Annotated in this window: 11 protein-coding genes and 5 pseudogenes; 9 read left to right on the top strand and 7 right to left on the bottom strand. The window is 65.4% G+C overall.

Annotated elements, in window-relative coordinates:
* From BST14_RS05520 to prfB, 3 genes are all read right to left on the bottom strand, one after another.
* The coding region (locus tag BST14_RS05520) for an Rv3103c family proline-rich protein (RefSeq protein WP_497795573.1) at positions 1 to 319 on the bottom strand (319 nt) is incomplete at its 3' end.
* Entirely contained in the window at positions 316 to 1,302 is a 987-nt protein-coding gene (locus BST14_RS05515; RefSeq protein ID WP_245845316.1) for a mechanosensitive ion channel family protein, read from the bottom strand. The genes BST14_RS05515 and BST14_RS05520, both read right to left, overlap by 4 nt.
* Positions 1,292 to 2,413 (bottom strand): peptide chain release factor 2, encoded by a 1,122-nt coding sequence (prfB, locus tag BST14_RS05510; protein ID WP_083063564.1) that lies wholly within the window; start codon positions 2,411 to 2,413, stop codon positions 1,292 to 1,294. Before prfB ends, BST14_RS05515 begins: the two co-directional genes overlap by 11 nt.
* A gap of 171 nt (positions 2,414 to 2,584) precedes the next feature.
* Here prfB and BST14_RS05505 point away from each other — a divergent pair, with 171 nt between their 5' ends.
* A complete protein-coding gene (locus tag BST14_RS05505; protein WP_083063563.1) occupies positions 2,585 to 3,946 on the top strand; it encodes an FAD-dependent oxidoreductase in 1,362 nt (453 codons plus the stop codon).
* Positions 3,947 to 3,957: 11 nt separating this feature from the next.
* Positions 3,958 to 4,043 (top strand): annotated as a pseudogene (locus tag BST14_RS31545) (pyridoxamine 5'-phosphate oxidase family protein); the annotation flags it as partial.
* On the opposite strand, the pseudogene BST14_RS30770 reads toward BST14_RS31545, so the two are convergent.
* Positions 4,003 to 4,143 (bottom strand): annotated as a pseudogene (locus tag BST14_RS30770) (group III truncated hemoglobin); the annotation flags it as partial. The pseudogenes BST14_RS31545 and BST14_RS30770 sit on opposite strands and share 41 nt — an antisense overlap.
* Before the next feature lie 326 nt (positions 4,144 to 4,469).
* Between BST14_RS30770 and BST14_RS05495 the strand changes: the two are divergent.
* Positions 4,470 to 5,339, top strand: a pseudogene (locus tag BST14_RS05495) (PPE family protein); the annotation flags it as partial.
* A 7-nt stretch (positions 5,340 to 5,346) separates the two neighbouring features.
* On the opposite strand, the gene BST14_RS05490 reads toward BST14_RS05495, so the two are convergent.
* Positions 5,347 to 5,697 carry a hypothetical protein gene (locus BST14_RS05490; protein ID WP_083063561.1) on the bottom strand — a complete coding sequence of 117 codons (351 nt, stop codon included), beginning with the start codon at positions 5,695 to 5,697 and terminating at the stop codon, positions 5,347 to 5,349.
* A 67-nt stretch (positions 5,698 to 5,764) separates the two neighbouring features.
* On the opposite strand from BST14_RS05490, the gene hisN reads away from it, so the two are divergent.
* The 3 genes from hisN to BST14_RS05475 all read left to right on the top strand — a co-directional run bounded on the left by hisN (position 5,765) and on the right by BST14_RS05475 (position 9,282).
* The gene (gene hisN / locus BST14_RS05485; RefSeq protein ID WP_083063560.1) at positions 5,765 to 6,565 is read left to right on the top strand and encodes a histidinol-phosphatase; all 801 of its coding nucleotides are present in this window, start codon (positions 5,765 to 5,767) and stop codon (positions 6,563 to 6,565) included.
* A gap of 79 nt (positions 6,566 to 6,644) precedes the next feature.
* The gene (locus BST14_RS05480) at positions 6,645 to 8,042 is read left to right on the top strand and encodes an acyl-CoA dehydrogenase family protein (RefSeq protein ID WP_083063559.1); all 1,398 of its coding nucleotides are present in this window, start codon (positions 6,645 to 6,647) and stop codon (positions 8,040 to 8,042) included.
* A 34-nt stretch (positions 8,043 to 8,076) separates the two neighbouring features.
* Positions 8,077 to 9,282: an acyl-CoA dehydrogenase family protein gene (locus tag BST14_RS05475; protein WP_083063558.1), complete on the top strand. Its 1,206-nt coding sequence runs from the start codon at positions 8,077 to 8,079 to the stop codon at positions 9,280 to 9,282.
* On the opposite strand, the gene BST14_RS05470 is transcribed toward BST14_RS05475, so the two are convergent.
* Positions 9,275 to 10,132 (bottom strand): oxidoreductase, encoded by an 858-nt coding sequence (locus tag BST14_RS05470; RefSeq protein ID WP_083063557.1) that lies wholly within the window; start codon positions 10,130 to 10,132, stop codon positions 9,275 to 9,277. The two genes, BST14_RS05475 and BST14_RS05470, sit on opposite strands and share 8 nt — an antisense overlap.
* Positions 10,133 to 10,154: 22 nt before the next feature.
* Between BST14_RS05470 and BST14_RS31370 the strand changes: the two are divergent.
* The 3 genes and pseudogenes from BST14_RS31370 to BST14_RS05455 all read left to right on the top strand — a co-directional run bounded on the left by BST14_RS31370 (position 10,155) and on the right by BST14_RS05455 (position 12,463).
* A pseudogene (locus BST14_RS31370) lies at positions 10,155 to 11,037 on the top strand (aldehyde dehydrogenase family protein).
* The gene (locus BST14_RS31650) at positions 10,973 to 11,314 is read left to right on the top strand and encodes an aldehyde dehydrogenase family protein (RefSeq protein WP_083063556.1); all 342 of its coding nucleotides are present in this window, start codon (positions 10,973 to 10,975) and stop codon (positions 11,312 to 11,314) included. The pseudogene BST14_RS31370 and the gene BST14_RS31650 overlap by 65 nt, the downstream one beginning before the upstream one ends.
* Positions 11,315 to 11,732: 418 nt before the next feature.
* Positions 11,733 to 12,463 (top strand): annotated as a pseudogene (locus BST14_RS05455) (FadR/GntR family transcriptional regulator).
* Between the two features lie 166 nt (positions 12,464 to 12,629).
* Here the strand turns inward: BST14_RS05455 and BST14_RS05450 are convergent.
* Positions 12,630 to 13,442: a mycofactocin-coupled SDR family oxidoreductase gene (locus BST14_RS05450; RefSeq protein WP_083063555.1), complete on the bottom strand. Its 813-nt coding sequence runs from the start codon at positions 13,440 to 13,442 to the stop codon at positions 12,630 to 12,632.
* Position 13,443: the final 1 nt, after the last annotated feature.

Raw genomic sequence — 13,443 nt, 5'->3', positions numbered from 1 at the left:
GGGGTGGTGGCGGCGGCGTACTCGTCGGCGTCGGCGTGTAGGTGACGGTCGCCGGGGGCGCCTGCACGCGGCTGCGCGGCACCCAGGTGTAGTTGGGGTCAGGCACGAAACCCGGCGGCACCACTTGCTGCGGCGGGGTCTTGGGTGGCGGTTCCGGGCGGTAGGTGTCGTAGACCCACCACGCCAGGAAGAAAGCGATGATCAATACGAGGGTCGACGTGCGCATCCGCCCGCCGAACACGTAGTGCGGCCAGCGATGCTCCGCACCCGTGTCGTCGCCGTCGCCGCGCTTCTCGAGGATGTTCAGGGTGAACTTCAACGCTTCTGCACCGCACCTTGGACTTCATCGTCGGTTTGCTGTTCGGCGGCCTGGGCGGCCGGCACCGAGGGGTCTTCGACCAGGCCGACCGTCGCGTCCGCCGCGGTCACGATCCCGACGCGGGCCAGCGCCCGGATGACCAGGACACGCAGCTGCCGCCCGACCTCGAACTGCTTGCCGGGCAGCGTGCGGGCCACCATGCGCAGGGTGACCGTGTCGACTTCGATGCTCTCCACACCCATCACGGTGGGCGCATCCAACAGCAATTGACCCAACACCGGGTTGTCCATCGCGCGGTCGCATTCCTGATGCAAGACCTCGTTGACCCGGTTGAGGTCGGCGTTGATCGACACCGGGATGTTTACCACCGCGCGCGCCCAGTCCTTGGACAGGTTGACCACCTTGACGATCTGCCCATTGGGAATGGTCAACACTTCGCCATCGGGTGAGCGCAGCCGGGTGACCCGAAGCGTCACGTTCTCGACCGTGCCGGTTGCGTCCGTCGCGGACACGACGGTGATGGTCACCAGGTCTCCGAAACCGTATTGTCGCTCCACCAGGATGAAAAAGCCCGACAGCAGATCCCTGACCAGCTGTTGTGCGCCGAAACCTAGCGCTGCGCCCACCACCGTGGCCGGCGCGACCAGCCCCCCGATCGAGAACTGCAGTATCTCGGCGATCTGCATCATGACCCAGATGCCGATGATGACGACCGACACCCACGAGATCACCGACGCCACGGCCTGGCGGTGTTTCGAGGCCTCCGAGCGCACCAGCGCGTCGCTTTCGGCGAAACCCACGTTGAGCTGGCGGGTCACCTGCTGCGCGACCCAGTTGACGAAACGCGCCGCCAGCATCGCCGCGATCAGCACCATGACGATGCGCAGACCCCTGGCGATGATCCACTCACCGATCTCGCCCCGCCAAAAGTCGTGCCAGCGGTGCGTCATCGATGCGGCGAGAATGCTTGTGTTATTCGTCATCTCTTCGGTTGCGCCAACGGATTCCCGCTTCCAGGAATCCGTCGATGTCTCCATCCAGGACGGCCGCGGGATTGCCAACCTCGTACTCGGTTCGCAGGTCCTTGACCATCTGATAGGGCTGCAGAACGTAGGAGCGCATCTGATTGCCCCACGAACTGCCGCCTTCGCCTTTTAACGCGTCTAGTTCAGCGCGTTCTTCGGATCGCTTGCGTTCCAACAACTTTGCCTGAAGCACTCGCATCGCCGAGATCTTGTTCTGCAGTTGCGATTTTTCGTTCTGGCAAGTCACGACGATACCCGTTGGGATATGGGTTAAACGTACCGCCGAGTCGGTGGTGTTCACCGATTGGCCTCCCGGGCCGCTCGAGCGGTAAACATCAACGCGCACATCGCCTTCCGGTATGTCGATGTGGTCGGTGGTCTCCACCACCGGGAGCACCTCGACTTCAGCGAACGACGTCTGACGCCGGCTCTGGTTGTCGAACGGACTGATTCGCACCAACCGGTGGGTGCCCTGCTCCACCGACAGCGTGCCGTAGGCGAAGGGCGCGTGCACGGCGAACGTCGCGCTCTTGATGCCCGCCTCTTCGGCATACGATGTGTCGAACACCTCGACGGGATACTTGTGCTGCTCGGCCCACCGGATGTACATCCGCATCAGCATCTCGGCCCAGTCGGCGGCGTCCACGCCGCCCGCGCCGGAACGGATGGTGACCAGCGCCTCGCGTTCGTCGTACTCCCCCGACAGCAGGGTCCGCACCTCGGTGGCTTCGATGTCGGCGCGCAGCGCCTTCAACTCGGCGTCCGCCTCGGCCAGTGCGTCTGCTTTGCCGGCGGCGTCTCCGCCTTCTTCGGCCGCCAGCTCGTAGAGCACCGGCAGATCGTCCAGGCGCGCGCGCAGCTCCTCGACTCGGCGCAGCTCGCCTTGGGCGTGGGACAACTCACTGGTCACCCGTTGGGCGCGCGCTTGGTCATCCCACAATTGGGGATCGGATGCCTCGTGTTCGAGCTTCTCGATGCGCTTGCGCAGACCGTCCACATCAAGCACCCGCTCCACCGTGGTCAGGGTGGCATCGAGTGCGGCGATATCGGCTTGACGGTCGGGTTCCACAGCCGACAACGTTACCCGGGGCCTCTGGGCGACTGAGCTCGCAGCGAGTGCCCACGCCACGACCAGCGGTCATGCGTTTAGCATCGAGTCACGATCATGTGCCAACCGCTCTGCGCGCCGGCCCGTTTTGGGAGCCCCCGGCGCTGACCGGGCACGAATAGAAGGTCGAGTATGCGTCCCTATTATGTTGCAATCGTCGGCTCCGGACCGTCGGGGTTCTTCGCCGCCTCCTCCTTGCTGAAGGCGGCCGACGGCTCAGAGGACATCGATGTCGCCGTCGACATGCTGGAGATGCTGCCCACCCCGTGGGGGCTGGTCCGTTCCGGTGTCGCGCCCGATCACCCGAAGATCAAGTCGATCAGCAAACAATTCGAGAAGACGTCCCAGGATCCGCGCTTCCGTTTCTTCGGCAACATCTCGGTCGGCGAGCACGTGCAGGCCGACGAGCTCGCCGAGCGTTACGACGCCGTCATCTACGCGGTCGGTGCGCAATCCGACCGTGCGCTCAACATCCCCGGCGAACAGCTGCCGGGCAGCATCGCCGCCGTCGATTTCGTGGGTTGGTACAACGCGCATCCGAACTTCGAGGAAGCCACACCCGACCTCTCCGGCGCCCGCGCCGTGGTCGTCGGCAACGGCAACGTCGCACTCGACGTCGCACGCATTCTGGTCACCGACCCCGACGTGCTGGGACGGACCGACATCGCCGACCACGCGCTGGAGTCGCTGCGCCCGTGTGGCGTCGACGAGGTGGTGGTCATCGGTCGGCGCGGACCGCTGCAGACCGCGTTCACCACCCTCGAGCTTCGTGAGCTGGGCGAGCTGGAAAACGTCGACGTGATCGTCGACCCCGCACAGCTCGAAGGCGTGAGCGACGAAGACGCGGCGGCAGCGGGCAAGACGGCAAAGCAGAACATCAACGTGTTGCGCGATTACGCGAAGCGCGACCCGCGCCCCGGACACCGCCGCATCGTGCTGCGCTTCATGACCTCCCCGATCGAGATCAAGGGCGAGGACCGGGTCGAAGCGATCGTGCTGGGCCGCAACGAGCTTGTCACCGACGACGATGGGCGGGTTTCCGCCAAGGACACCGGCGAGCGCGAGGAGCTACCGGTTCAGCTGGTGGTGCGCTCGGTCGGTTATCGGGGGGTGCCCACGCCGGGGCTGCCGTTCGACGACAAGACCGCGACGATCCCCAACCGCGGCGGCCGGGTCGAAGGTAGCCGCAATGAATATGTGGTCGGGTGGATCAAACGCGGACCGACCGGTGTGATCGGCACCAATAAGAAGGACTCCCAGGACACCGTGGACACGCTGCTCGCCGATCTGGCCGGCGCCGCCGGTCTCGCGGATTTCCCGGACGACCATGCCGGCCGGCTTGCCGATTGGCTGGCGTCGCGCCAGCCCAAACTGGTGACCTCGGCCCACTGGGACCTCATCGACGCCTATGAGCGGGCGGCCGGCGAACCGCACGGGCGTCCGCGCGTCAAGTTGCCGAGTCTGGCCGAGTTGCTGCGGGTCAGCCACGGCTGATCGGTTCGATCTCGGCGACGCTCAAACCGCACTACGTGCGCATCACCCGGCGGAGGTCACCGGTCGCCACTTCCGGTTGGGTCCGGAGCCTGACCGTGGGCCGGTTGCGTGACGAGAAGCTCGGGTGCCTGCGCACCGGTGAGTCGGCGGAGCATGGCCCACGCGATCCGGCCGGCCTGAACCTTCGCCCGATCGGCGGTCGCCCTCAGTCACAGGTTGCCGCAACGTATCGCAAGCACGGAGTGACCAGGGTGGCACAGCTCCTCAACCCGATATTCTTACACCGTTCACCCGTCAGGTTGTTGCCCGTAAACCATGCTCCCCCAAAGGCATTGGCCCTCGAATTGATGCCATTGGACCCTATGGCGCCCCCGCGGAAACGGAGTTCACTGTTGCCATCGCGATGCCGAGGATCGAATACTACAGCCGCGCACTGCAGGGCCTCGTCGACAACCCCAACCATCGCGGATGAAACCTCGCCGCGACCCCCAGATGCCAAGCACGTCAAATGCTTTCGTTGTTCAGTTCGACCGCCGAACTCGCCCAGCAGACGGCCACGCAGGCCCGGGCGGCGGCGGCCTATGAGTTGGCGCATGCCATGACCGTGCCCCCGCCGGTGGTCGCGGCCAATCGCGCCCAATTGGCGGCCCTGGTGGCGACGAATTTCTTCGGCCAGAACACGGCGGCCATCGCGGCCACCGAGGCCCAGTACGCCGAATACTGGGCTCAGGACGCCGCCGCGATGTACGGTTACTCCGCCAATTCGACTGCGGCAGCACGGTTCTCGCCGTTCTCCCCCCCGCGACGCACCACCACTGCCGATGCGGTGACCGCACAGCAGGACGCCGTCGTGAAAACCGTCACGGATGCGAGCTCGGGCACGGACTCGGGATCGCCGGGGGTGAGTTCCCCGACGCCCGGGCCATCCGAAATCCCGCTCGATTTCCGAATCCTCGACACCATCCAGGCCGCCCAGATCACGTTCAGATCCATCTTCACTGCCGAGGGGACTCCTGCCGGAATCATCGCGGCCGACAAGAATTTAGGCATTCTGCCGAACCTCGGGACGGTTCCCGCCGCGCTCCCGAAGACGCCTGCACTCAGCGCTTCCGCCTCGGGCCTGGGCAAGGTCGACGCGGTGCTCGGGCGGGCCGGACGGATCGGCCCGATGTCGGTGCCCGCCGGCTGGGCAAGCGCGACCGGCGATCCCTTCGCGGCAGTGCCGGGCGCCGGCCTGGCCGACCTGACGTCGACCGAACTGGTGGCCCCAACCGGATCCACCACGCCGGGCCTACCCGGAATGCCGGGCGGGACGGTCCGGCGGACGGCGCTCGTGGTCCCCCGCTACGGCAGGCGCATCGCGGTGATGACGCGCCCGCCCGCGGCCGGCTGACGGGCGTTCAGCCCGCGGGCGGCTCCGGCGACTCAGGCGGCGGAACCGCGGGAGCGAATTTCCAGTTGTCCGGATTCTTCGGCGAATACACGACGGGAAACAGCTGGCCGATGGTCGGCCAGTGGTTCACGTCGACGGCCATGCGCTGATACACCGCGTGCTCGTTAACGGTAGGACCGTTGATCAAGCCGGCGATGGTGACGAATTGTTCGCCGGTGGCGTCGGGACGGGGGCTTATCCCGGTGACCAGCAGCGTGCCGCTGAGCAGCTCACCTCGCGGGCCGCGCGGGACGAACCGCTGGACGAGAAACACCCCCAAGATGGCCATTAGCAAAAGCAGCAGTCCGAATTCCCACACGACGCCATGGTAGGACCGTGATAAGACTGCGTCATGAGTCGCGCCGGCGACGATGCGAAGCGAAGCGATGAGGAGGAGCGTGCACAACAGCCAGGACGATCTGGCGCTGGCACTGACGCTTGCCGACCGCGCAGACGCGTTGACTTCCGTCAGATTCGGCGCGCTCGACCTGCGCGTCGACACCAAACCCGACCTGACGCCGGTGACCGACGCCGATCGCGCGGTGGAGACCGAGCTGCGCGAGGTGCTCGCGCGCGAACGGCCCGGCGACAGCGTCGTCGGTGAGGAGTTCGGCGGCGACGCCGTCTTCACCGGACGTCAGTGGGTCATCGACCCGATCGACGGCACCAAGAACTTCGTCCGCGGGGTGCCGGTGTGGGCCACCCTTGTCGCGTTGCTCCGAGACGGCGTCCCCGTCGTCGGTGCCGTGAGCGCGCCGGCGTTACAGCGGCGGTGGTGGGCCGCGCACGCCCAGGGCGCCTTCGTCGCGGCCAACGGTGCGCCCGCGCGCCGGCTCTCGGTTTCCTCAGTGGCACAACTGAATTCGGCGAGCCTCTCGTTCTCCAGCCTGTCCGGGTGGGCGCAGCTGGGTGTGCGGGATCAATTCATCGCGCTCACCGACGCCGTCTGGCGAGTGCGCGCCTTCGGCGATTTTCTGTCCTATTGCCTGCTCGCCGAAGGGGCCGTCGACATCGCCGCAGAGCCGGAAGTGTCGGTGTGGGATCTCGCCGCGCTCGACATCTTGGTGCGCGAAGCGGGCGGGGTGCTGACGGCTCTGGACGGCACCGCGGGACCGCATCACGGCAGCGCCGTGGCCACCAACGGCCTGCTGCAACAGCAGGTGCTCGACAGCCTCACTGTGAATTAGTTAACAACTGTTCTCGGTGATCTTACTCCGGAGTAAGATCGACGGTATCCGCATTGCCCAACGACCTGAGGCTGCTGAAATGATCGGTTCCGGTTCTCCACAGACGTCCGCCCGCTCCCGCGTCAAACGGCGCGACCACCAATCCGCGGTCGGGCTACAACCCCACAAACGCACCGGCGTCGACATCGCCATCGCGCTGATCACCCCGCTCGTCGGGCAGGAATTCCTAGACAAGTACCGGCTGCGTGACCCGCTCAACCGCGCGCTGCGCTACGGCACCAAGACGGTCTTCTCCACCGCCGCCACCTCTTCTCGGGAATTCAAACGAATCCAAAACCTGCGCGCCGGGCCGACCCGGCTCAAGTCCAGCGGCAAGGACTACTTCGATCTGACGCCCGACGACGAGCAGAAGATGATCGTCGAGACCCTCGACGAGTTCGCCGCGGAAGTGCTGCGGCCCGCCGCACACGACGCCGACGAGGCGGCGACCTATCCGCGAGAGCTGATCGCCAAGGCCGCTGAGCTGGGCATCACCGCGATCAACATCCCCGAAGACTTCGACGGCATCGCCGCGCACCGGTCCAGCGTGACCAACGCGCTGGTCGCCGAGGCGCTGGCCTACGGCGACATGGGCCTGGCGCTGCCGCTGCTGGCGCCGGCAGGCGTGGCCGCCGCGCTGACCCATTGGGGCAGCGCCGATCAGCAGGCCACCTACCTGCCCGAATTCGCCGGCGAGAACGTGCCGCAAGCCTGCGTTGCCATCGCCGAGCCACAACCACTGTTCGATCCCACCCGGCTGAAGACCACCGCGGTGCGCACCCCGAGCGGATATCGCCTCGACGGGGTGAAGTCGTTGGTGCCGGCCGCGGCCGACGCCGAACTGTTCATCGTCGGCGCGCAGCTGGACGGCAAGCCGGCCTTGTTCATCGTCGAGTCCTCGACCAAAGGCCTTAGCGTAAAAGCGGATCCGAGCATGGGGATCCGCGCGGCGGCACTCGGTCATGTCGAACTCTGTGGGGTGACGGTGCCACTGAGCGCCCGGCTCGGCGAGGACGAGGCGACCGACGGGGACTACTCCGACGCGATCGCGCTGTCCCGGCTCGGCTGGGCGGCGCTGACCGTCGGCACCTCGCACGCGGTGCTCGACTACGTCGTCCCGTACGTCAAGGAGCGGCAAGCCTTCGGTGAGCCGATCGCCCACCGGCAGGCGGTGGCCTTCATGTGCGCCAACATCGCCATCGAATTGGACGGGCTGCGGCTGATCACCTGGCGCGGCGCGGCGCGCGCAGAGCAAGGCCTGCCATTCGTCCGTGAGGCGGCGCTGGCCAAGCGGCTTGGCGCCGACAAGGGCATGCAGATCGGCCTGGACGGTGTACAGCTGCTGGGCGGCCACGGCTACACGAAAGAGCACCCGGTCGAACGCTGGTACCGCGACCTGCGGGCCATCGGCGTCGCCGAGGGCGTCGTCGTCATCTAAGTCGTTAACTCATTCGAGCTGAGAAAGTTCAATCATGGCAATCAATCTGGAACTTCCCCGCAAGATGCAGGCGGTGACGACCAAGACGCACCAGGGCGCCGCCGAGTTGATGCGGCCGATCGCCCGCAAGTACGACCTCAAGGAGCACGCGTACCCCGTCGAGCTCGACACCTTGTTCAGCCTCTTCGAAGGGGCCTCGGAGTCAATCGAATTCGCGGGAGCCAACGCGCTGGGTGGCGAGGACGAAGAACGCGACAAGAACCACAACGGCGCCAACATGGCGGCGCTGCTGCAGACGCTGGAAGCCAGCTGGGGCGACCTCGCGATGATGCTCTCGGTTCCCTATCAGGGGCTGGGCAACGCGGCCATATCAGCCGTCGCGACCGAGGAACAGCTGCAACGCCTGGGCAAGGTGTGGGCGGCGATGGCCATCACCGAACCCGGCTTCGGATCGGATTCGGCCGCGGTGTCGACCACCGCCACCCTGGACGGCGATGAGTACGTGATCAACGGCGAGAAGATCTTCGTCACCGCGGGCTCGCGCGCCACCCACATCGTGGTGTGGGCGACGCTCGACAAGTCGGCGGGCCGCGCGGCGATCAAGTCGTTCGTCGTGCCGCGCGAGCATCCCGGTGTCACGGTGGAGCGGCTCGAGCACAAGCTCGGCATCAAGGGCTCCGATACCGCGGTCATCCGGTTCGACAACGCCCGCATCCCGAAGGAAAATCTGCTCGGCAACCCCGAAATCGAGGTCGGCAAGGGCTTTTCCGGGGTGATGGAAACCTTCGACAACACCCGGCCCATCGTCGCGGCCATGGCCGTCGGCGTCGGCCGCGCCGCCCTGGAGGAGATTCGCAAGATCCTCACCGAGGCCGGCGTGGAGATCTCCTACGACAAGCCCTCACACGTCCAGAGCGCAGCCGCGGCCGAGTTCATCCGGATGGAAGCCGATTGGGAGGCCGCCTACCTGCTGTCGCTGCGGGCGGCCTGGCAGGCCGATAACAAGATCCCCAACTCCAAGGAAGCGTCGATGAGCAAAGCGAAGGCCGGCCGGATGGCCACCGATGTCACGCTCAAGACCGTCGAGTTGGCAGGCACCACCGGCTATTCCGAGCAGGCACTGCTGGAGAAATGGGCGCGCGACTCGAAGATCCTGGACATCTTCGAGGGCACACAGCAAATCCAGCAGTTGGTGGTGGCGCGCCGGCTGCTGGGGTTATCCTCGTCCGAGCTCAAGTAGCGATCGCGGTCAGCCGCTCCCGATCTTCGTCGTCGAGCTGTATGGACGCCGCGTCCAAGTTCTCCTCCAAATGGCGCAGCGACGATGTGCCGGGGATCAGCAGCACGTTGGGCGCCACCTGCAGCGTCCACGCCAGCGCGACCTGAGCTGGGGTGCGGCCCAGCCGCTGCGCGGTCTGCGCAACCACCTGATGGCTGAGCACCGGGTTGGGCTGCATGAAGGCCGCGCCCAGCGGAAAGAACGGGACGAAGGCGATTCCCCGCGTCGCGCATTCGTCGAGCACCGCGGCCGAGTCCCGGTGCACCAGATTGAAAGCGTTTTGCACGCAGGCGATTTCGGTGCGCTGCACGGCGTGCAGCAGGTGCTCGCGGTTGACGTTGCTCAGTCCGATCCCACCGATCAATCCCTGCTCGCGGGCCTCGATCATGGCCGAGAGCTGATCGTCGAATTGCTGGTCCGGACCATCACTTTCGAACACCCGCAGGTTGACCACGGCCAGTTGATCGACGCCCAGGCTGCGCAGGTTGCCTTCGATGTCGCGGCGCAATTGAGCCGGCTCACCGGCCGGCAACCAGGCGCCGCCGTCGTCACGGCGCCCGCCGACCTTGCTGACCAGTGCCAGGTTCGGCGGATAGGGATGCAGCGCGGCGCGAATCAGTTCGTTGGCGACGCCGGGGCCGTAAAACTGGGCGGTGTCGATGTGGTCAACACCGAGTTCGACCGCGCGGCGCAGCACGGCAAGCGCTTCGTCGCGGTCACGCGGCGGACCGAACGCATTCGGTCCGGGCAGCTGCATGGCGCCGAACCCGACGCGGTTGACCGAAAACTCACCGAGTGGAAAGGGATCCATACGGTGAGATTAACGTCGAGGCATGGACACTTTTCACGCGCTCGTCGCTCGCCGAGATGGCGACCGGATCACCGCGTCGGTCGAAACCCTTCGTCCGGAAGACCTGCCGCCCGGCGATGTGACATCCGGGTCCTGTATTCCAGCGTCAACTACAAAGACGCCCTGGCGCTGACGCCGGGGGCGGCGTGGTGCGCGACTACCCGGTGGTGCCGGGCATCGACCTGACCGGCGAGGTGGTGGAATCGACGTCGGCCGACTTCGCCGTCGGCGACCAGGTCCTGGCCCACGGGTACGCGATCGGCACCGGTCACCACGGCTGCTACGCGGAATACGCGCGGTTGCCGGCCGACCAGGTGGTCGCGCTCGGCGCATTGAGCCCACATGAGGGCGCGGCGATCGGGACCGCCGGATTCACCGCGGCGATGAGCGTGCAGCAAACGCCGCTGTCGGCACTGCTTCTGGAGAAGATCATCGCGGAAGCCGGTGTCCCCGAGGGGGTCGTTAACCTTGTGACGGTTACAGGCCACACCGCTGGTGCGGCGCTTGTTGCGCATTCCGACGTCGATAAGATCGCCCTTACCGGTTCGACCGAAGTCGGCAAGCAGATCGCGCAGGTGTCGGCGGGCAATATGAAGAGAGTCATGCTCGAACTCGGCGGGAAGTCGCCGGTGCTGACCTACGACGACGCTGATCTGAGTGCGGCCATACCCATGGCGGCGATGGGGACCTTCATGCACGCTGGCCAGGTATGCGCTTGTGGGTCACGCATTTTCGTTCAGCGTGGTATCTACGACCAGGTCGTGGAAGGCATTGCGACGGTAGCTAATCCGTTAAAACTGGGTGGCCCCAAAGAAGAAGGCAGATGTTTGGCCCGCTCGTCAGCCAAAAGCAGCTCACCCGGGTGATGAAATTTATCGACGAAGGGAAAACGATGGCGTTGAGGTGGTCACTGGTGGGTATCGGCTTGATCGGCGCGGCTACTTTGTGCACCCCACCGTTCTGACCAATGTCGATCGCGGCATGCGGCTGTATCAGGAGGGAATTTTCGGGCCTGAGATGACGGTCCTGCCGTTCGACGACGACGACGAAGCCTTGGCATTGGCCAACGAACCACTTATGGCCTTTTCAACATGGCCTACGAGTTATCGCGGGCAGACGGCACCATCCTGCCGCGGACCATAATCAGGAGATCCAATCGCAGTAGGTTTAAGACCGCTAGATGAAGTACCTAACGGGCTGTGTTCGAGGTGGTTCCGAGGACTGTCCGATAAACGGCGGATCTGACCTTGGCATCGGTTAGTTACCGGTCGGTTGATCCGGTCGTTTAAGGTGATCGCAAACGCATTGAGCGCCGGCTTCCACCCTGCTGCCCATCGGGCCTTTAACACGTCCGCTTAGATCAAGCGAACGTTCGCATCCGTCCAGCTTTTCCGTGTCGTCGGTAACTTGGCCGATCATAGTTTGCTCACGTTGCCGACCATTCGACCCAGCACGGCGCTTGTGCCAATATTGTTAAGCGCATTATTGTTGAGGTCGAACCGATGGAGGCCGCTGAGCAGCGAGCGTGCAGTCGGTCCAGTTATTTCGCTGCTGGAATGGTATGACCGCGTTGGGAATTAGCCTTGAGACACGGCGTCGCTTGTCGGCGCCTAGGATCGGCGAGATGGTAGCCTGCGAGTTACGGCGTCAGATCATCGCCGGCGAATTGGCTGACGGTTGGTACGGCGCGGCAACCGGGGCGGGGCCGTCGTGCACGCGCCGGCCAAGATCAGCGCCGCCTACATGCTGGGCCTGTTGCTGCAACGCGAGTCGGTCGGCGCCGCCGATCTGGGTGCGGCATTGCGAGAAGTGGAACCCGCATGCGCGGCTCTTGCCGCCCGACGGCCCGACCGCACCGACACGTTGGTGCCCGAACTCAGCCAGGTTAGCGAAGCGATGGCCGGGCATCTGCACGACGACACGAACTCACCCAAATTGGCCGCCGTTTCCACGATCTCGTCATGCGTGGCTGCGGAAACCGCACTCCCATCGCCGTTGTCGGCACCCTTGAGACGCTGTGGAGCAGCCACCTACAGCAATGGGCCGACGAGAGCGCGGCTCGCGGCAGCTACCCGTCGCTGGCCAAGCGGCGCGCGGTGCTCAACACCCATCTCAAGCTGGCCGAGATGATCGAGGTCGGCGATGTCGACCGGGCCCGTCATATCTCCGCCCGCCACCTCACCGACATCCAGACCGACACACTGGCAGATCGGACCGCTCTAGCGCATCCATGCGCTGTCGCCGCAGGTGCTGTTCCGTCAGCGAGAGAGCCACGAGCCCATGCATCGTTGAGTCGAGCACCTCGTGATACGCCCGGATTGATTAAGCAGTACTGGTGGCATGGCGCGACGCCCTACTAACACCATCCGGCGACCGGTCCAACAGCTGACGGGTTTTCGTGTGCAGCGGCGTTGACTCAAAGGGCCAACGTCATGGGACCGCGGCAGCGTCTCGTACTCTAGCGCTTGTTGGTGAACCCCGCATCGACTGGCAACGTGATGCCGGTGACGTAACGCGCCGCGTCGGACACTAGCCACGCGACCGCGTTGGCGACGTCCTCGGGCTGCAGCACCTGCACTGGCAGCGCGTTTTCCAAGCCCATCGGCCGGCCAGCGGACATCTCCACAAGCCACTTTTGGGTGAAGTCGTTGTTGATCATCGGCGTATCGACGCCGGCCGGATGCACAGAATTGACTCGAATACTGTGCTGGGCAAGCAGGTTGGCATACACCCGCATCAACCCGACCATGCCGTGCTTGGCAGCAGCATAGCCGATTGCCCCGGCGTCGGCGCTGCCGACCCCGGCCAGCCCAGCGGCCGAACTGATTAACACGATGGAACCCCCGCGGCCCTGCTCGATCATCGTCGGCGCCGCCGCCTCGACGGTGTTGTAGGCACCGGTGAGGTTGACGTCGATCACGTCGCGCCAACCATCCTCGCCTGCCTGCATCGGGGCGATTCCGGCGTTGACAACGACGATGTCAAGATGACCGAACTGCGCTACGCCGGATTCGAGCGCTGCTGTCAGCGAAACGGAGTCGCGCACGTCGGCTTGGGTGGCGACGATGCGCGCGCTGGTGTCCTCAACGAGTTTGACTGTCTCGGTTAGGTCGTCGACGGTGCTCATGGGGTACGGCACGGATGCGATCTGGTCGCAAAGGTCAACTGCGATGATGCTGGCGCCCTCCGACGCTAGTTTCACCGCATGCGCGCGGCCCTGGCCGCGGGCGGCACCCGTGATGAACGCGACCTTGTCGTCTAGCGATGCCATG

The organism is Mycobacterium arosiense ATCC BAA-1401 = DSM 45069, assembly GCF_002086125.1.
In the GTDB taxonomy this organism is placed as follows: Bacteria; Actinomycetota; Actinomycetes; order Mycobacteriales; family Mycobacteriaceae; genus Mycobacterium; species Mycobacterium arosiense.
The sequence above is the reverse complement of the archived record's forward strand: the minus strand, read 5'-3'. Positions and strand labels throughout refer to the sequence as shown.